The following is a 23378-nucleotide window of genomic DNA, read 5'->3' as shown; positions in this document are numbered from 1 at the left end:
AATAGGGTTGTCGTTTTCATCCAACACCAACATTGGCGGTACTTCTGGTGTAGCTTGTTTTGCTACCAAGGCATCATCCGCTCCAAAAGTAGGTGCTGTATGTACTATACCAGTACCATCTTCAGTAGTTACAAAATCACCCGAAATTACCCTAAAAGCATTCTCTGGATTTTCGTATGGCAATGCATATGGCAATAATTGTTCGAATCTAGAGTCTACTAATTCAGCACCCTTGATTTCTTCAACAATTATAAAAGGAATTTTTTTATCTCCTTGTTTGTAGTTTGCTAAATCAGCTTCATTTTCTACAACTGAGAATTTCTTCCCAAATTGTTTGCCAACCAAAGCTTTTCCTAACACTACAGTTATTGGCTCAAATGTATATTGGTTGAACGACTTTACAGCTACATAGTCAATTTTTGGTCCAACAGTTAAGGCTGTATTTGATGGCAATGTCCATGGTGTTGTTGTCCATGCCAAGAAATGAACATCTCCAGCCAAAGCTTGTAATTTTTCCGGTAAGGTATCTTTTACTGCTTTGAACTGAGCCACAATTGTGGTATCCGTAACATCTTGATAAGCTCCAGGCTGATTGATTTCGTGTGAACTCAATCCTGTCCCGGCTTTTGGAGAATAAGGCTGTATCGTATACCCTTTGTACAACAAATCTTTTTTGTACATTTGAGACAACAACCACCATACAGATTCCATGTATTTTGGTTTATAAGTAACATATGGATCTTCCATATCTACCCAATACCCAATTCTTTCGGTTAGATTATTCCAAACATCCGTGTATTTCATTACCGCTTTTCTACAAGCATCGTTGTATTCTTCGATCGAAATTTTAGTACCGATATCTTCTTTGGTAATCCCTAATTCTTTTTCAACTCCTAATTCAACTGGCAAACCATGAGTATCCCATCCGGCTTTACGCTGAACTTTAAACCCCTTCATGGTTTTATATCTTGGAAAAATATCTTTTATAGTACGTCCAATAACATGGTGAATACCAGGCAACCCGTTTGCAGATGGTGGTCCTTCAAAAAACACATATGGCTCTTTTCCCTCCCTACTGCTAATACTCTTCTGGAAAATATCATTTTCTTTCCAAAATTTTAGCGTCTCATCAGCTACATTTGTTAAACTTAACCCTTTGTATTCTCTAAATTTAGCACTCATTTTTCCTTGAATTCAATTGAATTGCGAAAATACATATTTTCTATGAGATTTTACAAGCATTTTTACGTTAAGAAAACAAGCGCTAAAAAGCTAAAAATGAACACTTACTATAGCTTTGGTTCAAATTTTATTTTGAAATTGGTATTTCACTTTTCGCAACAAACGAATTGCCTCTTTGTACTGTACATAACTTTTTTTATCCTCCAATTTTTTCAAATATAAACTTGCAGATTGCAACTTATCTTTCGCTTCATGAAACCCATTTAAGGAACAAATTAAATAAGTAATTGGAAAATCTTTAAAAACCTCATTTTCAAAATGTGTCAACACTTTTTTTTGAACTATTTTTTCTAATACTATATTGTTTTCATCATATACAGTTTGAAGATTTTTTTGATCAAATCTTGGGGTTTCAAATAAAAATTCTGTGGCAATATTATAGGTTCCATTATCACTAAAATGGATGACCGTTTTTTCTAAAGGATATTTTTTTAAGTCTTTTAAAATCCCCAAATAAACATATTCTGTAATTATAAAAGACTCTTTATTTATCTCAATCGTTACAATATCTAATGATGAAAAAAATAAGCGAACTTGCTCTTTGATCAACTCAATATCTACACGGGTGTAATACAATTCTCCATCAATGTATTTTTTTTCTCCCGCCCAACACAATACAAAATACTCCTTAAAAACTAGATAATTTGGGTTTAGTTTTGGAGGATGCTGCTTGATAAAATCAAAGACTCCATTTAATGTCAACTCAAGGTTATCACTAGAATTTTTTTCTAATTTTTGAACGAGTTCCTTATTGTTATTCCTCAACACAAAACCATCTCTAGTAGGTGTTGATGCACTACCTTTTCTAAAGAAAGCCATTCCTTTAGTATATTTCCAATAATTTTTTTTAAGAGATGATAATTTATTTGTTGGTATAATTGTTACCAAACCCACAACTTTATGTCGTTGTAATCTAGGAAAAGAAATATTTTCATATTTAATAATCGGAGGATTCACCAAACAAGAATTGACCAAATCTTGAATTCGGCTGTCGTCAAAAAAATCAACACCAATAATTTTATTTGTTTCGTCTTCAACCCCAATTACGATGTAAGAGTTATTTTCTGGGTTTGAATTAGACAACGCACAAATATGCTTTAGAAACTTTGCCTTGCCTTCTTTAGAGTCTAGATCAATTTTTAGCTTATTATCATAGAAACTATTTTCATCGTTATGATTTAATAGATTCCTGATAAGAAGGCGCTTGTTGATCATTTTAAAATTCTTTATGAATTTGAGTCCCGGAGGCTTGAGCGTTTGGTAGAATTAAAATATCAGAAATATTCACATGATACGGTCGGGTTACCACAAAATGAATCAAGTCTGCTATATCTTCAGCTTTTAAAGCTTCGAATCCTTTATAAACATCATCTGCCCTCTCCACATCTCCTTTGAACCTAACCGTTGAAAACTCTGTATCTACAAGTCCAGGATGCACTGCTGAAACACGAATTCCGTATTTACTTAAATCCATTCTCATCCCTTTATTCAAGGCATCAACAGCATGTTTGGTAGCACAATATACATTTCCACCTTCATACACTTCTTTTGCAGAAATGGATCCTATATTAATTATCTGACCTTTCTTTAGAGCCACCATACTCGGACTAATTGCCTTGGTTACATACAGCAACCCTTTGATATTAATATCAATCATTGCCTCCCAATCATTGGTATCACCCTCTTGAACAGGACTTAAACCATGTGCATTTCCTGCATTGTTAATCAAAATATCAATTTCCTTAAAATTCTCAGGCAAAGACGCAACGGCTTTAAAAACAGCATTTTTATCGCTTACATCAAAATTTAATATACAAACATCGGTAGTCTTAGAAAGTTCTTTTTGCAATAACTCCAATCGATCTAATCTTCGTCCACATAAAATCAATCTGATATTATTCTTTGCAAAAATCTCTGCGGTGGCTTTTCCTATTCCGGAAGTTGCACCGGTGATAAAGGCTGTTTTTTTCACTTTAAAATATTTAAGTTAAAGGTATAAAAAAAACCGTCTCCAAGCGGTGACGGTTTTCTTATTTTTGATTGGATAACCACAACCAACCAAAATCAACTAACCAAACTTAATATGAAATTTTATTTATTTTTTGTCTTTTTATCTTTGTGCGTTTCCGCGTTGTTTTATTTTTTTCAGAAATTTTTCCATCCTTTAAATATTGAATAAAATAATCTCCTTCAAATTTATATGTTGTCCCAGAATTGATATGAAATAACTCCACAATAGTATCATTTACTACAGTTAACTCAAAAGTTTCGGTGTTAATACTATCATAACCCAATGTTAAAACTTTCAAATCGTCATAGCCATCAATGTCAAAGACTTCATAATTACCTTCGTAATTCCAATAGACTAAATCAATATCCGTGCCAGCTTTTGATTTTGAAGAATAAAATGTATTATTTTTTCCTGCAATAAAGCTTAAAAAGTTCTCATAATCAAATTCATTCCTAGTTCCGGCAATACTTGTGTCGTATTTTCTCCATATTTCAAAGTCCTGTAAAAGGTATTCTATATTCTCATAAAATAATTTATCGTAATCAAATTCATCCACATCGTACCCTATTAAAAAATAACTGGTATCAGTAGTAGCATTATACAATTCAATTTCATTTTTAGACAACTGGCACACTTCAAAAGTATCTTGACCATCCAAATCGTGATTCGCAACTAACAAACCTCGATTCAAATCGTAATTCCCAATTTGAATTCCGTAACCATTTCCCTGAAACCCTATGCCTGAAATATTATTATTTGCATACAGCTTACCTCTATCAAAAGACAAAGTAAAAGCCAATTGCAAATATGGAATTTCATCTGAACCCTGAGTAGCATGATAATCTAAATACCATACATCATAGGCCTCCACAAAACTAGGATCATCTAACTGCTCCTCTGGATAATCATTTGAATACTCATTTATAATACAAGAGCTAAACAGCAACAATGAAATTGTTAACGAAAAAGTAATTTTTAAAAGTCTCATAGGCATTAGGTTTAATACTTAAGACTTTTCAAAGTTTGTGCCAAAAAAATAGAGCCCTTGAAAATTTCTTTTCAAAGACCCTATTTTCACAGATTTCCCCTGTAAAATATTACATCTATTATTGTACTACAAAGCCCGCTGGGTTCTGAATCACGGCTGAAGAAATAAATCTTGCCGGAATCGGACTAATATAATTATCCTTTGTAGGCTGTTTTGTTAGCGGCACATTTTCTGTTGGATCTCTATCCAAAGCAATAGCTTCCAAAGTTTCTGTACGTATCAAATCATACCAACGCTTATGTTCTCCGGCTAACTCCCAACCTTTCTCGGCTACAATTTCCTCTGCAGTTGCCGTGGTTACATCAACTCCAACATCTGGCGTATTATATGGCAAACCTGCAGCTCTTCTTTTAACCTGATTCAAAGCATCTATAGAAGCTGGTGTTTCCCCGTCACCTCTAGCTTGTGCTTCAGCAAAAACCAACAACACCTCAGCATAACGTATTACTTCAAAAGATCTAAAACTAGCAACCCTATTTCCTACGTTTAGATTCTCTGATAAGGTGAATTTTTTATACATAGGATGCATTCTTTCAGAATCTGCCCAAGGAATAGTTGCTGGATCCTTATCCACGATTTGACCCGCCGAAACTCCTCTATTTGGAATATCGGTTACAAAAGTCGCATCTTTTCTTGCTCCTGCGGGAAAATCGTTGAAAAATTGTAATTCCGGATAGGCATCAGACCATCCTCTAGACATATGAAAACTAAAGGCTGAAGCATAAGCTGAACCTAGGTTTTCATCCTCAGAAAACTGTACAGAAAACACTGCCTCTTTGCTATTCTGATTATTAAACAACCATAATTGATCTATAGCCAAAAGTTCAAAATACCCCATATCAACAACCTCTTTTGCCTTATCTGCTGCCATTTGATACTTTGTTGCATCCTTTACAGGCCAACCTCCCCAAGTCAAATACAGATCTGCCAACAATGCTTTTGCAGCACCGGAATGCAATCTACCAGGAACATTTGCTCCAGGAGCCGGCAAACCAGCTTCAGCAATCAACAAATCCGCTTCAATATGATTGTAATTATTTAAGACGGTAGATCTAGGTTCTTCTCCTGTTAAAACACTCTCCTCTAAATTTGCCGGAACATTCCCCCAAACTCTCACCAAATGAAAATACGCCAATGCTCTATGAAAACGAGCTTCAGCATCTGCAACCTTCACAACTTCTGCTGATACAGATGCAGTTTTCAATCCTTGAATCAAAGTGTTTGTATAATAAACGCTCTTCCATAAATGATCCCAACTTTCTTGCATCCATGCATTATCTGCATTTTCACCACCTCCATAGTTGAATCCATCGTAAATTCTTAGCGGGGCCTTATTCCCGGCCCACCATGTTGTAAGATCATCTGAGCCATACGTTGGCACTCTTAATTTATGAGGTTGTGCATATGTTTTTTGTGTATTTCTATACACCGATGTCAACGCAGCCACAACTTCATTTTCAGATTTCAATTGATCAATCAAAAGAACACTAGACAAATCTTCTTCTAAATCAATACATGAATGTCCAATGAATAGCAATGCAACTACCAACACTGGATTAATTATATATCTGTTTATATGTTTCATAATGTGTTATTTTTATTAATTAAAAAGTAAAGTTTACTCCCAACGAAAAAGATCTGTTGATTGGATAGGCGTTATAATCAATACCTAAATCCAAATCCGATCCTCCGGATGCTGTAGACTCTGGATCAAACCCTTTATAATTCGTCAAGATGAACAAATTCTCAGCATTCAAATAAACTCTGAAAGAATCTATACCTGCTTTACTAATTAAATTACTTGGTATGGAATACCCAAGAGAAAGTGTCTTCAAGGTTATGTAAGATCCATCCTCAACAAACTGAGAAGACAAAGTTTCTGTTGTATCTCTATTCGCTGGAATATTACTAGGATTTGTTGGAGACCACCTGTTTACATACTCTCCATGAACCGCATGAAACTGCGCTGATCCTAGTCCCATCATACGCATTCTTTGAAAATTATAAATATCATTTCCTTGCGATCCTAACAATAAGAAATTCAGATCGAAATTTTTATAGGACACGTCCCAGTTCCAACCCCAAGTAAAGTCGGGGTTTCCATCTCCTACAGTCGTAATATCATCTGACGAAATAATTCCATCATCATTGACATCTTTGTATTTTGCATCTCCAGGAACTCTTCCGAATGCTGCTGCTTCTGCCGCTTCATCCGTTTGATACACCCCTTCAAATACATAACCTCTAAAAGAACTTATCGATTTTCCTACTTCAACTCTCGTTGGGTTCACAGGAAAAGTATTGTCATAATAAGTATTCCCCAACTCCATGAACTCCTTATCGTCTACCAAAGAGACTACTTCGTTTTTGTTTGAAGCAAAAGACAAATTAGAGTTTACATGCCACTCATCGTTGTCAAAAACTCTCCAACCAAAAGCTATTTCATATCCCTTATTTTGAACTTCCCCGGCATTCACCGTCATAACACTTGGTCCACCTAATCCATCAAGTAATCTATCCAACAAAAGATTAGAAGTATTCTTAACATAATAATCAAAAGACAAGTTTAATTTAGAGTTCCACAAACCTAAATCAATTCCAAAATTCGTTTGCGCTGTAGTTTCCCATTTTAAATCTGGATTTGCTGCTCTATCTGAAGGTGCTATTCCAATAGAGTTGGAAGTTCCTTGGTACGGATAATTTACATCTGGTCCTGTAATAGGCGCTACATAACTATCTCTTGGATTGATGGATTGACTACCCGTTACACCATAACTTATTCTTGCTTTCAAAGCACTAATAGCATCAACACTTTGCATAAAACTTTCTTTTTTGATTTTCCACGCTAGTGAAGCTGAAGGGAAATAACTCCATCTGTTTCCATCTCTAAATACACTAGAACCATCTGCTCTATAGGAAGCAGTAATCAGATACTTGTCAAATAAGTTGTAATTGAACCTTCCTAAAAATGATTGCAGCGCTCTTGTATAAGAATCATTACTTGTATTCTGAACATCTCCTAATGCTAAAAACTTATACGATTTATCTGCAAAAAAACCATTTGCACTTGCCTCTGTCCAAATTGTAGAACTTTTTAATTCTTCATATACAGCATCCACTTTAATTTTGTGATTCTCGTTTCTTTCATTTGTATAGGTCAATCGGTTCGTGATCTGAGTATTAATTCTCTCTGTGTTTCTCACACTTGCAGACCCATTATTTACCAAAATCGAAGTAGCTCTATTATCCACGTTTCTAGCCTGATCTACCCCTCCAGAAAAATTAAAAGTAAACTCCTTTGTGATATCATAATTGAAATAACCATTAGCGATAATTTGATTGTTAAAATCTTCACGTGTATTATTTTCTGGAGCCACCAAAGGGTTCGGTGTTCCATTTCCTACGGCCCCTTTGATAGGCACGAAATTGTAATCTCCATTTTCATCAAATGCCGGAGTAGTTGGATCCCAAGTTAGACCTGTTGCTATATTCGCTCTCACCCCTCTAAATTCCTCTCGGTTGATATAGGTATTCATCCCCACTTTTACCTTATTTGATAGTTTTGCATTTACATTAGCACGCAATCCCATTCTTTTGTAATTCTGATTGATAATGGTACCATCTTGATCAAAATAATTCCCGGATAAGTAATAATCTAATTTATCAGTCCCACCACTTATGGTAAGCTGTTGGTTTGCAAAATGAGCAGACCTAAATAATCTTTCTTGCCAGTCTTCACCTCCATTTGTTTTTAGGTCGTCTATTTCTGTACTTGTAAATGTACCATCCCCATTGGCGTGATTTACCCCTTCTGCAAACTGAGAAGGTGTCATTAATTTTAATTTTTGTGACACATTAGAAACTCCATAAAAAGATTCAAAACGCACCTTCATTTTTCCACCACCATTTTTAGTAGTAATCAATACAACCCCATTCGCTCCCCTTGAACCATAGATTGCTGTTGCAGAAGCATCCTTCAAAATCTCCATGGTTTTTATATCATTTGAATTGATCGCATTGATACTTGACACAGCGATACCGTCAACCAAATACAATGGATTATTATTCCCACTAATTGAATTGGATCCACGAATTCTAATTTTATATCCTGATCCTGGTGCTCCACTTGTTTGATTTACCTGAACCCCCGCAGCTCTACCCTGCAATGCCTGGTCTACTCTTGTAATGGGCTGTTTGTCAAAATCTTTTGAAGAAACCGAAGCCAAAGCCCCTGTAAGGTCACTTCTTTTTGCTGTTCCATAACCTACAACCACCACCTCATCTAAGGCCGCAGCGTCCGCTTCTAAACTTAAAGTTATAGATGTTTTACCAACTATATTTACTTCCGTAGTTTTAAAACCCAGGTAAGAAACTACCAAGGCAGTTGTACCTTCAGGCACTTCCAAGGAAAAGTTCCCATCAAAATCTGTTTCCGTTCCAATAGTAGAACCTTTTGCTACAACACTTGCTCCAGGAAGTGGAGAATTGGTATCATCTTTAATGACACCAGAAACTGTTGTTGTTTGTTCCTCTTCAACAATAATTTCTTTTATCGCTGGCTGTACAATCGTTTTGGTCAAAACTATTTGTTTGTCAACAATTTTATAGGAAACTTGTGTATTAGAGAAAACAATATCTAAAACCTTATCTACGGTTTCTTTCGTAACTTTTACGGTAACCTTTCTATTGAGGTCAACATCTGGATTTTTAAATAAAATATTAAATTCCGTATTTCTTTTGATTTCAAAAAAGACTTGTTCTACAGTAACATTGTCTAAATTGAGAGAAATCTTGGTTTTTTGAGAATAATCGCTTGCTTTAACGGTAAACAAGGACATACACAACAGCACTAACGTAATTTTAAAACGTAACTTTTGCCTAAAAGACAGGGATCTGTCTTTTAGCATGGTTTGGTTTATTTTCATAATTTGGTTTGGTTAAGTAAATTGAAAATAGTTAAGTTGTTTTGGTGTTCGGTTTGGTTAAGTTTAGTTTATATCATTTATATCTATTTTTGAATTGAGTCGGTTGCGCAACAGACAGGTTTAATAATTAGTTCTTATACTGAGAGATGGTTATTACATCTCCTTCTACTTTAAACTGAAAAGGTCTAATATGGCTTAGATAACTTAAAATTTGTGATGGTGTTTCTGTTTCAAAAGTTCCTGTATAAGGATCGTTTTCTATCCCATGAAACTCATTCACTATTGTAATATTATAGTGTCTTTCCATTTTTTTAAGAATATCTTGAAATTTTAAATTTTGAAAATTCAAAACGTCGTATTTCCATGCGATGTAACTATCCACATTGACGTCCTTCTTAGAAATAGTGGCTGTTGTTTTGTTTAACTGTGCTTTTTGATTTGGCACCAGCATTAATTTTTGATTTGAAGAGTCCACAGTGTTCGAAACACCAACAGACCCTTCAACCAAAACAACTTCTTGAATATCTTCATTTTCATATGCCATAATATTAAACTGTGTCCCATAAACTTCGGTCACAATTTCATTGGCGTGCACTTTAAAAATATCTGTTTTACTTTTTGTTACATCAAAGAATGCCTCACCCGTTAGGAAAACTTCTCTTACCTGATTGTCAAGAAATCGTACGGGGTACTTTAATGAAGAACCAGAATTTAAGGTAACTTGTGTACCATCACTCAACTCCAACTCGAATTTTTTTCCAAAGGGAACATATAATTCATTAAAAACAAGCTCGTCAGAAACATCTCCTAGATTTGTATCCGCATAAGAAATTTTATCTTCTAATTGAACACCAATGATGGTTCCTTTTATGTCTACCAGGTCATCCTTGTGGGCAGTATTGATAATTTTTGTAGACCCATCGCTCAAACGCAACACAATCTCATCACTATCTATAGGCGCAGGTCCATTGTTTATAATTTGTTGGGACTCCCAATAAAATGCAGCTCCCAAAATCAACACAACAGCGGCAGCATATTTTACTAGATAAACTATTGAGGATGGCTTTCTTTTTTCTTTGGGTAATTTCTTTTGAATGTTTTTTAGGATTCTATTTCTAACCTCATCTTCATCACCATATTCTGATTTCCATGAATAATCATCGGATTGATATGAATCTAAGAAAGCGGATAATTCTTTTTTTTGGGTTTCAGAACTTTCCCCTTTCAGAAAAGATTTAATTTCCTTTTTTATTTCTTTTATCTTCAATGGAACTTTTGTTTTCGTTAGTATACAACACAAAGAATACACCCTTGTATTATAGTAGTACCTATTTTATAAAAAAGGTACCGATGAAAACTAAAGTTTTTTTAAAAAAAAATATGTTGCTCAACCAAAAGCAGCAAAAAGGTAAGTTCTTTATAGTGCTCCTGAAGATATTTTGAAGCAATAGACATTTGATTTTTAACGGTTTGATTGGAAATATTTAATTCTTCAGAAATTTCTTTATGACTTAAGTTTTTAAACCTACTTAGATAAAATATTTCTCTACATCTTTTAGGAAGTTTATCCAGACAAGTATTCACAAGCTTTTTTGTATCCTCCAAATTTAACAGCTCGTCAGCAGTATTTACACTTACAATATTTGAAAATTTTTCAATATCTAAAGTTTTAAATTTGGTGTCTCTGTAATATTTATAAATCTGAAAACGTAAAGATTGAAACAAATATGCGGATATATTGACCACTTCAAGCGTATCTTTTTTTTTCCAATATGAAAGAAAAATTTCTTGAACTAAATCCTCAACAACACTTTTATCCTTAAGCACTCGAAAGCCATAAATATAAAGTTTGGACCAATATTGTTGGTATACCTGCTCAAAGCTCAAAGTATGAGCATCTCTTTTTTCAGCCATAGTTTGGCTATTTTTATGAGCTAATTTTAAGTTCAAGTAATAGTTTGGTTTGGTTGTCCCAAATATAATAAAATATTATTACCGATAAACCAAGCTTCAATTTTCAGAACACTTTTGCCACCTATCACCAATGGAACAGCAGGAAAATCAACAATTATTAAAGTTCACTCAATATCATTTTCTCTATTTTTTTGGCCTTAGGATGTAGTATATTATTTTCTAAATGAATGTGCTGATGTAAATCTTCTTCAAATTCCTGCAACTTAGAATACATTGCTTTAAAAGTGTTACAAGCCTCCTTTGGTGGGGTATAATTATTTGTCAACTCAGCAATTCTTTTGAAAATATCCCCAGCCGATTCATGCTCTTCTTCCATTACCTGAATAGGATTTTGAACCGATTGAAAATGCGGTTTTGTATACTCCTCCATTCCATTCTCTATTTGAACTAAATATTTGATATACGGAAAAAGAATTTTCTCTTCCTTTTGCATATGAAAATTTAATTCTTGAGCAACCTCCCTAAACAAAGACTGAATTTCTAACAGCTCTGTATAATGATGTCCATGCACCTTGGCCACTTTATTAATATATTGGTTCAAAATATCCACACTATCCAAAACATACTTGTGATGTATATTTACGATATGATCCATCAAGAAATTTAAATTCCAAGTATCATAATTTTCCGCCCGCTTAGTAACCACATCTACATTTTTCAACTCCTCTGATAAAACATTGTAAGAAACACCTTTCTTGTCGCATATTTTATCCAATGAAACTCCTCCTCCACAGCAGAAATCAATGCCGTGTTTTTTAAAAATATCGGCCGTTTTTATATTATTAGAGACAACATCTGCTACAGTACATTCCTTGGTTATTGTTAACATAACTTCTATTTTTATTAAAAGACAAAATAATCTTTTATACAAATATATACAAAATCTTACCATTTGCAAGTTCTTAATCTAGAATTCACGTTGTCTGAGTAACGAATTGAGTATCTTTAAATTTTCACATTAAAATTAGAAACTTAAAGACCTATTATGATGTTGCTTAAATCTTTATCTCGATTAGCTCTGATTTCAAGTATTTTATTTTTTTCATCCTTAGATTGCCAAGCACAATCTATTGAAGGAACTGTTTTAGAAACAGGAAATAAGACAGCTTTGCCCTATGTGAATATATTGATCAAAAAAAGCAACAGAGGAACCATAACAAACGAATCTGGAACCTACTCATTAAACACAAAGGGATTACAAGGAACAGACACTATTTCCTTTCAATTTATTGGTTTTAAAACGGTAAACACCACCTACGAACAACTATCTAAAAACCCAACCTTGCTTTTGACCACCGACGTGATGTCCATAGACGAAGTGGTCATTACCAACAAACAATTAAAGGTAGAGGACATTGTGAAAAATGTTCTCAAAAATAAAGAACTCAATTACAATACAAATTTTCAAAAAACCCAAATATTTTCAAGGGAACGCTATATCACTGACGTGAATAAAATTGAGCTCGATTATAAAAAAAGTACTATTGAAGAACTAAGCGAAGAGACCATCAGAAATTTTGAGGAAAAAATGCCCAAAACCTCTACATCATATTTTGACTTTTTAGCAGATTTTTATTTCAATGGACAAACTTCATCTTTTAAAATTGAACCCATTCAAGCTGTTGAATTGATTTCTAAAGATTTGGCAGAGTTGGCAAATTATGAAGACGTTTTCAACTCACTTTTTGCGGACACAAAGGACAAGGAATACTGGAAAATTAAAAGCGGAATGTTTGGAGAAAAAATAGACTATGAACAAGATACTACTGATGTTCCTGAAAACGCAGACAGCAGACCGCTCTCCTATTTTAAGGCACAGTTAAAAGAAAAATCGAACTACGTGACGCTAGAGGATAAAAATCTATGGGAGTTTTTACACAAAACAGGTCGTTATAATTTTGAATTAGAGGGTAGCACAAGTGTCAACAACGAATCCGTTTACATCATTAGCTTTACGCCAAAAAAGAAAGGAAAATACGTTGGTAAAGTCTTTATCAGCACAGAGACCTTTGCCCTTCTAAAAGCTAGTTATGAATACGCTGACGGAAAACGTGGAAAAAACTTTAATTTCTTAGGCGTTGGCTATACAGAAAATGGGTTTAAAGGTTCTATCTATTTCGAAAAAGAAAACGACACCTATCAATTGAAATATTTTTCTTTCAACAAAAATTACAACATCAGAATAGACAGAAAAATTGCATTACAGAAAAAGAGAAACAGATTTTTGTTTGATAAAACATTAAAAGAATTAAAAATCGGATTGAATTTAAATTTACAAGTTCAAGAGGCTATTGAATACTTTGCTATTAAGACTGAAACAATTGACGAAGAAAAATTTGATGGATTTACAGAAAAGAAAACTTTTAATGTCATCCATATTGATCAATTTGATGAAAATTTATGGAAAGGATATGATATCATTGAGCCCACAAAAAAATTAAAAGGCTACAAAAAACTTAAATAAACCAGAACAACTTACTCATAAGGATTTTTGTAACTTAGGAAAATAATAACGTACTATGAAAAAACAATGCCTTGAATGCGGAGATGAGTTTATCGGAAGATCAGATAAAAAGTTCTGTTCTGATTATTGCAGAAATGCATACAACAACAAAGTAGATTCTGAGGCAAAAAATTTAATTCGCAACATCAACAACCGACTTAAAAAAAACTACAAAGTACTCCATAAATTAAATCCTTCTGGAAAAACAAAAATCCCTAAATCTAAATTGATAGACGAGGGATTTTATTTTCAATATTTTACAAGTATTTACACTACCAAAACTGGAAATACGTATTATTATGTATACGATGAAGGCTACTTAGCTCTAGAAAATGACTTTTATCTATTAGTAAGAAAAGAATCTTAAATATCTTTTAAGGCCAAAGCAGCTTTTAAGACATCTCTACGGCTAATTTGCCCAACCAGTTCCCCATTATCAACTACTGGAAAACGTTTTCTCTTTGACTTATAGAACAAGCTAGCTACATCAAATATTGACATCCCAGAAGTAATTGTTTCCACATCTTTTACCATATGATCTTCTACTTTTACATCATTCATTGGAACGTTGTAATAACCACTCTCAGCAATTTGTTTCATACAGTCTCCCTCAGAGATAATCCCCAATAGTTGATTATTATCATTTACTACCGGTCCTCCCGAAATTTTATTCTTTATCAACAACTCCATCACTTCTAATACAGATTGATCTGCTTTAAATGTGATTAACTTAGTGGTCATATATTTAGACACAAAAATTTTATCCGTATAATCTTTTTCTTCCTTCGTAGTCGGTGCTTTAAAATTTTTTATCGCCATGTGTTTAATTTTTAGTAGTTAACAATTTCTTTTGCTTTTTGTTAGCTTCCCTAATATATAAATTTATTCATAAAAAAAAAGCGTCTTCAAATTATATTTGAAAACGCTTTTAAAATTATAGTTTTAGAAGTAGCCTATTGTACTTGACTCACTCTAATATTATTTGTCATTCCTTGCTCTTCAACAGGTGATGCATTTAAATTAATTACATGATCTCCTTTTTCAAGGAATCCGTATTTAATTGCAATTGCGTTTACATCTTTAATAGTTTCTAAAGTAGAAGCATCACTACTGTAATACTTCGCTTTTACGCCATAATACAAATTCAACATTGCCAATACTCTCTTATTTGGAGAATACGCCAAAATATGAGAATTTGGTCTCAATGCAGAAATTTGAACCGCTGTATAACCAGAATACGTTACTGTAGAAATTGCCTTAGCATCAATATTATCAGCCAACAAAGCTGCCTGGTAACAAATTCCATTAGAAATAAAACGTTTTGGGTCTTTCAATACAGGTACAACTCTTGGTACCTCAATTAATGGAGAATGCTCACAGCTTGTGATAATATCACGCATTTTTCTAATCACCTCAACTGGGAAAGCTCCTACTGAAGTTTCTCCTGATAACATTACTGCATCTGCACCATCCATAATAGAATTGGCAACATCATTTACCTCTGCTCTTGTTGGAACTTGATTCTCAATCATTGTTTCCATCATTTGCGTAGCAATAATAACTGGTATCTTAGCCTCTTTTGCTTTTCTTACCAACATTTTCTGTACCAAAGGAACCTCAGCCATAGGGATCTCAACACCCAAATCACCACGAGCTACCATCAAGGCATCCGTATTAGCGATAATTGCATCAATGTTTTCTAAAGCTTCTGGCTTTTCAATTTTAGAAATTACCCTTGTTCTATACACAGAAGTATCAGAGTTTTCTTCAATCAATTTATGAATATCATCTAAATCGGCAGGGTTACGTACAAAAGATAAAGCCATCCAATCTACCTCTAACGACAAAGCAAAAATTGCATCTTTAACATCTTTCTCTGTCAATGCAGGTAAAGAAATAGCCGTATTAGGCAAGTTTACACCTTTTTTAGACTTTAATGGTCCTCCACGTAATACTTTCGTAGTTACATTTTCTTTCCCATCTGTAGCAGTTACCTCAAAAAGTAATTTACCATCATCCACTAAGATTTGCTCTCCAACTTTTACATCCACTGGGAAGTTTTTGTAAGTCATAAAAGCTTTCTCTTGCGTTCCTTCAGCCAAATCAGCTGTAGTAAATGTAAACACATCTCCTTTTGCCAATTGAATACCTTCCGCCATTACTCCAACACGAAGTTTTGGACCTTGTAAATCTGCTAAACAAGCAACATGGAATCCCATCTCCTCGTTTAACTCTCTAATAATCTTAACAATTTTCGTTACCTCATCGTAATCAGCATGAGAAAAGTTAATTCTAAAAACGTTCACACCAGAGATCATTAACTCTTTTAAAGTTTCTCTGTTATTGACAGCAGGTCCAAGGGTTGCTACAATTTTTGTTCTTTTTGATTTTAACATAATTCTAAATAATTAAAAAATCTTTCGACTTAAGTGTTGCTATGTCTATAATATAGGAGGTCATAACTTGCTCCATTTTCTTTATCTCTTGAATCGTTTCGTATACTAGATACTCCTCGAAATCACCTTCAATTTTGACTAAATAATCCGTTTGTTTTTTTTCCGGGATCAAATAGCTAGTTCTGTTTACTGTTTCATTAATCGTTCCAAACAAACCATTTTCTATAGGTACCTGTGAGACACCATGAAATTTATTTGCTATTAAAAACCAATCTACATCTATAGACTCGTCCAAATAGTTGAACACAGAAAAACAAGCATCCTGCACACCTTCTTCTACAACCAACGTATCCTTTGATTTTTGAAAGGAAGTATTCAAATTCCTATTCAAAAGATATGCCAATTTATAATCCGGTAAACTTGTATGAATACCGATCAATGTAAAATTTGAATCTTCAAAATCATCTATTTCCAAAGAATGTACTTGCATAAAAACAAATTCTATTATTAGATTTCAAATTTTAAAAAACATGCGAAAAACACAGGTTTTTTCAGAACAAAACTTCGGCTAAGTTACTTATAATTTAGAGCAACCTAAAAAAAAGATACGAAAACGTTGTAGGGATTTAGAGCATATTCTTGATTTCATCTTGATAGACAAAATATATTCTTTTTGACGCTATTTCCTCGGCTTTCTTTTTGGAAGTTGACCTTCCTTTAGAAATTACTTTTCCATCAATTACTAGTTTGACACTGTAGTGTCGAATATTTTCGTTACCAGAATCTTCATAGGTTTGAAATTCAAGATTCTTTTTGGTTTTTTGACACCATTCGATGATCAACCCTTTATAACTAGTAATTTTATTTTCTAGAGAAGGAATATCCACAAAAGCATTGATTACACGCTTGTCGATAAATTTTTCACAATAACGATATCCTCTATCTAAATAAATTGCACCTATTAGAGCTTCAAAAATATTTCCATAAATATTTTGACCCATTCTATTTTTAGAAATGGTACTCTTCACAAATCGGATTAAATCCAACTCTTTTCCTAAGGTGTTCAATTGATTTCTACTAACAATCTTAGATCGCATTTGGGTCAAATACCCTTCATTCCCATCCGGAACTGTTTTAAACAAAAAAGCTGCTATAACAGACCCTAACATAGCATCGCCAAGAAATTCCATCCTTTCATAATTGATAGGATTACCATTCTCATCCAATACTTTTATAGATCTATGTATAAAAGCTGTTTTGTAATAATTGATGTTCTTAGGACGAAAACCTAATAATTTTTTAAGCGCAACATAAAACTCCTCGTCTTCTTTATCTTGAGGTTTGATTATGTTTCGAATAAATTTCAAAGGCTATCTAGTCTATTTTTTTTATCAATACACATGCATTGTGCCCACCAAATCCAAAAGTGTTACTCATCGCTACTTTGATATCTCTCTTTTGAGGTTTGTTCAAAGTAAGATTTAACTTTTCATCAATACGCTCATCATTTGTTACGTGATTGATTGTTGGAGGTACAATTCCATGTTTCATAGCTAAAATAGAAGCAATAGCTTCAATAGCTCCAGCAGCACCTAACAAGTGCCCTGTCATAGATTTTGTTGAATTGATATTGATATTGTAAGCCTTTTCTCCAAAGACATCTTTAATTGCTTTTGTTTCAGCAATATCTCCTAATGGAGTTGATGTTCCGTGAACGTTAATTGCATCAATGTCGTCAATAGTAAGACCAGCATCTTTGATACAGTTAAGCATTACATTTTTAGCTCCTAATCCTTCCGGATGAGGCGCTGTTAAGTGATGTGCATCTGCAGAAAGTCCTGCACCACCAATTTCAGCATAAATTTTTGCTCCACGTGCTTTTGCATGTTCGTATTCTTCTAGAATCAATGCTCCTGCACCTTCACCCATCACAAAACCTTCACGGTCTTTATCAAAAGGTCTTGAAGCTGACTTAGGATCGTCATTTCTTTGAGATAATGCATGCAAAGCATTAAAGCCTCCCATTCCAGATTGCGTAATTGCCGCTTCAGAACCTCCTGAAACGATCACATCAGCATATCCTAAACGAATATAATTTAATGCATCAATAATTGCATTTGCCGATGAGGCACATGCAGAAACAGTTGTAAAGTTTGGTCCTCTATAACCGTGTTTAATTGAGATCATTCCTGGTGCTATATCAGCAATCATTTTAGGAATGAAGAAAGGATTGAATTTAGGCGTTCCGTCACCAGCAGCAAATTCCAACACTTGTTGTTCAAATGTATCAATACCACCAATTCCTGCACCCCAAATAACCCCTACTCTATCAACATCAATATTCTCAGATGTCAAACCAGCGTCAGCAATAGCTTCGTCAGATGCAACCATTGCATACTGCGTAAACTTATCCATTTTTCTAGCCTCTTTTCTGTGAATAAAATCGTTGACATTGAAGTCTTTTAATTCGCAAGCAAAACGAGTCTTGAACTTGGCAGCATCAAAATTAGTAATAGGCGCAGCTCCGCTAACACCATTTACTAGTCCATTCCAATATTCTTCAATATTATTTCCGATTGGCGTTAATGCACCAAGTCCAGTTACTACTACTCGCTTTAATTCCATAAAAGTCTTACTTTTTTGCTTCTTCTATATAGCTTACTGCTTGTCCAACAGTTCCAATGTTTTCTGCTTGATCATCTGGGATTTGAATTGAAAATTCTTTTTCAAATTCCATGATTAATTCTACTGTATCTAATGAATCAGCTCCTAAATCGTTAGTGAAGCTCGCTTCGTTAGTTACTTCGTTTTCGTCAACGCCTAATTTATCAACGATGATCGCTTTTACTCTTGATGCAATGTCTGACATAATTTTTTATTTTAAATTTTAAATCGGGGCAAAAATAATAAACTTTCAATTAAAAAAGCATTTTACCCGAAAAATGTGCTCACTAAAATAAAAAATTATCTTTAATAATTTGATTATCTTGGTCTAATATTAATATTTATTGCTTCTTTTGCAGTTGAATTTCCTTTATAATATATCATGAAAAGATTAGCAATATTAGCTTCCGGATCAGGTAGCAACGCAGAAAACATAATTCGATACTTTGAGAACCACGAGTCTATTAAAGTAACTTCCATCGTTACCAACAGAAAAGAAGCAAAGGTTCTTGAGAGAGCAAAAAAATTAAACGTTCCAGCTGAATATTTCCCCAAAAAAGCCTTTTTAGAGGAAGAAATTGTACTTGATCATCTACTTAAAAACGCAGATTACGTCATTTTAGCAGGCTTTTTATTAAAAATCCCACAAAATATTGTGGATGCTTATCCTGATAAAATTATAAATATTCACCCTGCCTTGCTTCCTAAATTTGGAGGAAAGGGAATGTATGGTATGAATGTACATACCGCTGTAAAAGAACAAGGAGAAACGGAAACAGGAATTACAATTCATTTTGTGAATGAAAACTATGACGAAGGTGCGATTATCTTTCAAGCGAAAACAGCTGTTTCTGCTTCTGATTCTCCAGAGGATATTGCCAATAACATACACCAATTAGAATACGCTCATTTTCCAAAAGTTATTGAAGAGGCCCTCTTATAAGTAAAGAATACAAATACTTTTATATATTTATATCTATAAAGCCTCTTTAAGTTGTGAAGGTTTCTAATTATGGCGAAAAAATACTATGTAGTTTGGGAAGGAAAAAAAAGAGGTGTGTTTACTTCTTGGAATGTCTGTAAAAAAAATATTGACGGATACCCAGGAGCTAAATACAAATCTTTTGCCGACAAAGACCTAGCTGAAAAAGCCTTTAAGGCTAGTTATGAAGAATACAAAGGTGTTAGCACCAAGAAAAAAGAACTTACTGCCAAGGAAAAAGAAGCCTATGGTAAACCTCAATTAAACACAATTGCTGTAGATGCCGCTTGTAGTGGGAATCCTGGATTGATGGAATACAGAGGTGTTGCCACCAGTACTTCTACACAACTTTTTATTCAAGGCCCATACAAATCCGGAACTAATAATGTAGGGGAATTTCTTGCGCTTGTCCATGGACTCGCTTGGTTGCAACAAAAAAAACAACCAACCATGCCTATCTATTCTGATTCTAGAATCGCAATTTCATGGGTAAAGCAACGTAAATGCAAAACAAAACTACCAATCAATAAAGACACTGAAATTTTATTTGATTTGATAAAACGAGCCGAATCATGGTTGAAAAATAATCCCTTCCAAAATCCTATTCTAAAATGGGAAACCAAAGCATGGGGTGAAATTCCTGCCGATTTCGGCCGTAAATGACAACGCAGTTGTCTTTAAGTATTTTACTCAGTTGTAGCGTTTTTTTAATTATGACAACATCATTTTTGCCTTTTTAACAGCATCAATAAACACATCAATCTCTTCTTTGGTATTGTAAAAAGCAAAAGAAGCTCTCACTGTCCCTGGAATTTCAAAATAATTCATAATCGGTTGTGCACAATGATGTCCTGTTCTTACCGCAACTCCTAATTTATCTAAAATACTTCCTACATCAAAAGGGTGTACTCCTTCTAAATTAAAAGAAATTACAGCGGCCTTTTTCTCTGAAGTCCCGTATATTTTAATTCCTTCGATTTCAAGAAGTTTTTCTGTACCATACTTCAATAATTCATCTTCGTAAGCAGCAATATTGTCAAAACCTACACCATTCATATAATCCAAAGCAACACCAAAAGCGATTCCTCCAGCGATATTGGGAGTTCCTGCTTCAAATTTATGAGGCAAACCAGCATAGGTAGTTTTTTCAAATGTAACCGTTTCAATCATTTCACCACCTCCTTGATAGGGTGGTATTTTATTCAACCATTCCTCTTTACCATACAAAACACCAACTCCTGTTGGACCACATAATTTATGGGCAGATGCTACATAAAAATCTACATCCATGGCTTGAACATCAGGTTTTATATGTGGACAAGCTTGTGCTCCATCTATTAAAACTGCGGCCCCAACGGCATGTGCTTTATCGATAATTTCTTGTACTGGATTGATCGTTCCTAAAGCATTTGAAATATGATTGGTAAATACTAATTTTGTTTTGTCAGACAACAAAGAATCGTAAACATCCATCTGCAATTCCCCAGCTTCATTAAAAGGAATCACTTTTAAAATAGCTCCTGTTCGTTCACATAACATTTGCCAAGGCACAATATTAGAATGATGTTCCAACGCAGAAACTATTATTTCATCTCCCTCTTGTAACAAATCTGTGAAACCCGTTGCCACTATATTGATACTGTGTGTGGTTCCAGCGGTAAGAATAACTTCAAACGATTTTTTTGCATTGAAATGTTTCTGAACCGTTAGCCTTGCCTGTTCATATGCATCCGTAGCTACTTGACTAAGTGTATGTACTCCACGATGAATATTTGCATTGATTTTAGTATAATAGTCTACGATAGAATCAATAACAACTTGTGGCTTTTGACTTGTTGCTGCATTGTCAAAATACACCAATGGTTTACCATTTACCTTTTCATTTAAAATAGGAAAATCCGCTCTTATTTTTTGAATATCAATCATAGGACTACTAATTTGAACTGCAAAAATACAACAGGAAATAGTCTTTACCTACTATAATGAACAAAATAAAACTTTTATTTAGACTTAATAAAAATAATGTTTATGTTTGTATAAAACATTTTAGTATGACTTCAGACATTACAATTTTAAACATGACTACCCATGGTATTGTTTCTAAAAAGCAATATTTTGATGAATATCATATTGTTTATAAGAACTTAAATTTCACGTTTACCTTAAAAGGCTACGAATCATTTACAAATTATATCCTCGACTTGAAAGACATCGTTGACGAGCATAAAACCGAAAACGACTGCAGTTGCAAGGAAATAGCTATTCCCACAGAAAATCAAAGTTTAACACTGACCTTGACGCATCATGAACTTCACGAGCTAAAAGATCTCTTTTGTTTAAAACCTTTGAAAGTAAATATCATCAAACGAATGGAATATAGTTTTTCTTTGAATTAAGTCGTTTTAAAATATCTTTCTTTCAATATATTGATATGATGTAATGGGTGACCAACAATTACAAAACCCAGTGCTAAAACAGAAACTTTCCTAAAACTCATACCTTCTTTTAAAAGCATCTCGTTAGAAAAACTTTTAAAAAGAGAAATGGTGGCTTTTCTAAGCTCAACAAACTCTTGTAACAGATCTTCAATGGTTCTGTTGTTCGATTCTGCATTTGCGGCATAATTATTTTCATCCATTCCAGACAGTTTATTTTGATCTCCACGAGTAAAAGCCAAGGCTCTATAAGCTTGTACTCTTTCGGTATCTATGCAATGTTGCAACAAATCCTTTGGCGTCCATTTTCCAGTTTCGTACCGATACTCCTGGTGTCGAATTAATTCGGGTTTTATAACTTCAAAAATATCTATAGTTGCTTCTAATTGCTCTAACAACGGCATTTCTGAATCGGCCAAATTGATATATCTATCAAAAAATTCTGGCATAAAACTTAAATCCTTTATTTTCATATCTTATTTTTTCAAGGCTGTTACTTCAATTTCTATTTTCATTTTTTTATCTGCTAAACCTGCAGAAATCATGGTCGCTGCTGGTTTGATATCTCCAAAGTGCCTTCTTAACACAGGCCAACATTTTTCAAAATCTTGGGCTACGGGAACAATATAATTTACACGAACAACATCTATTAAAGAGGCATTGGCTTTTTCTAAAGTACTGATGATATTTAAGAAACACTGTTCGGTTTGATCTACGATATCCTCAGCGATAGTCATTGTAGCGTAATCATAACCTGTAGTCCCCGATACAAAGACCCAATTGTCTCGGATAACAGCACGAGAATATCCAATTTCTTCTTCAAAACTTGAACCCGAACTGATTAATATTCTTTTACTCATTTCTTTTTTTTACTAAGATATATCTTTCATGAAACATCTAAAAACAAAAAAACCTAACAACACATTAAGAGCTGTTAGGTTTACAATTCATTTAATATTTAAATCTAGCTCACTTGAGCGCCATTTGCAATATTCTCTGAAGACGGTTGAACAAATGCCAATTTACCATCCTTAGAATCCGTCATTAAAATCATTCCTTGGCTTTCAACACCTCTTAATTTTCTTGGAGCTAAATTAACCAAAACAGAAACTTTTTGACCAATAATTTCTTCTGGCTTGAAACTTTCTGCGATTCCAGAAACAATTGTTCTTACATCTATCCCAGTATCTACTTTTAA

23 protein-coding genes and 1 pseudogene are annotated in these 23378 nt (G+C 33.9%); 5 read left to right on the top strand and 19 right to left on the bottom strand.

What is annotated here, in order from left to right:
* The 9 genes from P8H68_RS08315 to ric all read right to left on the bottom strand — a co-directional run.
* Positions 1–1182: class I tRNA ligase family protein (locus P8H68_RS08315; protein ID WP_300323388.1), on the bottom strand; the 1182-nt coding region annotated here is incomplete at its 3' end.
* 120 nt (positions 1183–1302) lie between these two features.
* Positions 1303–2457 carry a DUF5929 domain-containing protein gene (locus P8H68_RS08310; RefSeq protein ID WP_300323385.1) on the bottom strand — a complete coding sequence of 385 codons (1155 nt, stop codon included), beginning with the start codon at positions 2455–2457 and terminating at the stop codon, positions 1303–1305.
* Between the two features lies 1 nt (position 2458).
* On the bottom strand, positions 2459–3214 hold the full coding sequence (locus tag P8H68_RS08305) for an SDR family NAD(P)-dependent oxidoreductase (RefSeq protein WP_300323382.1): 756 nt from the start codon (positions 3212–3214) through the stop codon (positions 2459–2461).
* A gap of 106 nt (positions 3215–3320) precedes the next feature.
* Positions 3321–4241 (bottom strand): hypothetical protein, encoded by a 921-nt coding sequence (locus P8H68_RS08300; RefSeq protein ID WP_300323379.1) that lies wholly within the window; start codon positions 4239–4241, stop codon positions 3321–3323.
* Positions 4242–4359: 118 nt separating this feature from the next.
* Positions 4360–5886, bottom strand: a complete 1527-nt coding sequence (locus P8H68_RS08295; RefSeq protein ID WP_300323376.1) for a RagB/SusD family nutrient uptake outer membrane protein — start codon at positions 5884–5886, stop codon at positions 4360–4362.
* Positions 5887–5905: 19 nt separating this feature from the next.
* Positions 5906–9226: a TonB-dependent receptor gene (locus P8H68_RS08290; RefSeq protein WP_300323373.1), complete on the bottom strand. Its 3321-nt coding sequence runs from the start codon at positions 9224–9226 to the stop codon at positions 5906–5908.
* Between the two features lie 127 nt (positions 9227–9353).
* Entirely contained in the window at positions 9354–10493 is a 1140-nt protein-coding gene (locus P8H68_RS08285) for a FecR family protein (RefSeq protein ID WP_300323370.1), read from the bottom strand.
* Between the two features lie 101 nt (positions 10494–10594).
* Positions 10595–11140 carry an RNA polymerase sigma-70 factor gene (locus P8H68_RS08280; protein ID WP_300323367.1) on the bottom strand — a complete coding sequence of 182 codons (546 nt, stop codon included), beginning with the start codon at positions 11138–11140 and terminating at the stop codon, positions 10595–10597.
* A 157-nt stretch (positions 11141–11297) separates the two neighbouring features.
* Positions 11298–12029, bottom strand: a complete 732-nt coding sequence (ric, locus tag P8H68_RS08275; protein WP_300323364.1) for an iron-sulfur cluster repair di-iron protein — start codon at positions 12027–12029, stop codon at positions 11298–11300.
* 156 nt (positions 12030–12185) lie between these two features.
* Here ric and P8H68_RS08270 point away from each other — a divergent pair, with 156 nt between their 5' ends.
* Together P8H68_RS08270 and P8H68_RS08265 are read left to right on the top strand one after the other, a co-directional pair.
* On the top strand, positions 12186–13664 hold the full coding sequence (locus tag P8H68_RS08270; RefSeq protein WP_300323361.1) for a carboxypeptidase-like regulatory domain-containing protein: 1479 nt from the start codon (positions 12186–12188) through the stop codon (positions 13662–13664).
* A 55-nt stretch (positions 13665–13719) separates the two neighbouring features.
* Complete coding sequence (locus tag P8H68_RS08265; protein ID WP_300323357.1) at positions 13720–14070, top strand: hypothetical protein; 351 nt, start codon at positions 13720–13722, stop codon at positions 14068–14070.
* On the opposite strand, the gene P8H68_RS08260 is transcribed toward P8H68_RS08265, so the two are convergent.
* The 6 genes from P8H68_RS08260 to P8H68_RS08235 all read right to left on the bottom strand — a co-directional run bounded on the left by P8H68_RS08260 (position 14067) and on the right by P8H68_RS08235 (position 18968).
* Entirely contained in the window at positions 14067–14522 is a 456-nt protein-coding gene (locus P8H68_RS08260) for a CBS domain-containing protein (RefSeq protein WP_300323355.1), read from the bottom strand. The genes P8H68_RS08265 and P8H68_RS08260 overlap by 4 nt on opposite strands.
* Positions 14523–14656: 134 nt before the next feature.
* Positions 14657–16099: a pyruvate kinase gene (gene pyk, locus P8H68_RS08255; RefSeq protein WP_300323352.1), complete on the bottom strand. Its 1443-nt coding sequence runs from the start codon at positions 16097–16099 to the stop codon at positions 14657–14659.
* A gap of 4 nt (positions 16100–16103) precedes the next feature.
* Positions 16104–16589 (bottom strand): IPExxxVDY family protein, encoded by a 486-nt coding sequence (locus P8H68_RS08250; RefSeq protein WP_300323349.1) that lies wholly within the window; start codon positions 16587–16589, stop codon positions 16104–16106.
* Between the two features lie 136 nt (positions 16590–16725).
* Positions 16726–17466, bottom strand: a complete 741-nt coding sequence (rnc, locus tag P8H68_RS08245; protein ID WP_300323347.1) for a ribonuclease III — start codon at positions 17464–17466, stop codon at positions 16726–16728.
* Positions 17467–17473: 7 nt separating this feature from the next.
* Positions 17474–18724 (bottom strand): beta-ketoacyl-ACP synthase II, encoded by a 1251-nt coding sequence (gene fabF / locus P8H68_RS08240; RefSeq protein ID WP_300323345.1) that lies wholly within the window; start codon positions 18722–18724, stop codon positions 17474–17476.
* Between the two features lie 7 nt (positions 18725–18731).
* Complete coding sequence (locus tag P8H68_RS08235; RefSeq protein WP_152286074.1) at positions 18732–18968, bottom strand: acyl carrier protein; 237 nt, start codon at positions 18966–18968, stop codon at positions 18732–18734.
* Between the two features lie 177 nt (positions 18969–19145).
* Between P8H68_RS08235 and P8H68_RS08230 the strand changes: the two genes are divergently transcribed.
* Complete coding sequence (locus P8H68_RS08230) at positions 19146–19706, top strand: phosphoribosylglycinamide formyltransferase (RefSeq protein WP_300323339.1); 561 nt, start codon at positions 19146–19148, stop codon at positions 19704–19706.
* Positions 19707–19775: 69 nt separating this feature from the next.
* Entirely contained in the window at positions 19776–20408 is a 633-nt protein-coding gene (locus tag P8H68_RS08225) for a ribonuclease H family protein (protein ID WP_300323337.1), read from the top strand.
* A 48-nt stretch (positions 20409–20456) separates the two neighbouring features.
* Here P8H68_RS08225 and P8H68_RS08220 read toward each other — a convergent pair whose 3' ends face one another.
* Positions 20457–21671 (bottom strand): cysteine desulfurase, encoded by a 1215-nt coding sequence (locus tag P8H68_RS08220; RefSeq protein ID WP_300323334.1) that lies wholly within the window; start codon positions 21669–21671, stop codon positions 20457–20459.
* Between the two features lie 125 nt (positions 21672–21796).
* Between P8H68_RS08220 and P8H68_RS08215 the strand changes: the two genes are divergently transcribed.
* Positions 21797–22141, top strand: coding sequence for a DUF6686 family protein (locus tag P8H68_RS08215; protein WP_300323332.1), 345 nt, complete (start codon positions 21797–21799; stop codon positions 22139–22141).
* Here P8H68_RS08215 and P8H68_RS08210 read toward each other — a convergent pair.
* The 3 genes and pseudogenes from P8H68_RS08210 to P8H68_RS08200 form a co-directional block, all read right to left on the bottom strand.
* Complete coding sequence (locus P8H68_RS08210) at positions 22138–22653, bottom strand: DinB family protein (RefSeq protein ID WP_300323329.1); 516 nt, start codon at positions 22651–22653, stop codon at positions 22138–22140. The two genes, P8H68_RS08215 and P8H68_RS08210, sit on opposite strands and share 4 nt — an antisense overlap.
* A gap of 3 nt (positions 22654–22656) precedes the next feature.
* The gene (locus P8H68_RS08205; RefSeq protein ID WP_300323326.1) at positions 22657–23040 is read right to left on the bottom strand and encodes a RidA family protein; all 384 of its coding nucleotides are present in this window, start codon (positions 23038–23040) and stop codon (positions 22657–22659) included.
* Between the two features lie 104 nt (positions 23041–23144).
* Positions 23145–23378 (bottom strand): annotated as a pseudogene (locus P8H68_RS08200) (methionine--tRNA ligase); the annotation flags it as partial.

This window comes from Flavicella sp., from assembly GCF_029238425.1.
Classification (GTDB): Bacteria; Bacteroidota; Bacteroidia; order Flavobacteriales; family Flavobacteriaceae; genus Flavicella.
This window is presented reverse-complemented; position numbering and strand designations above follow the sequence as displayed.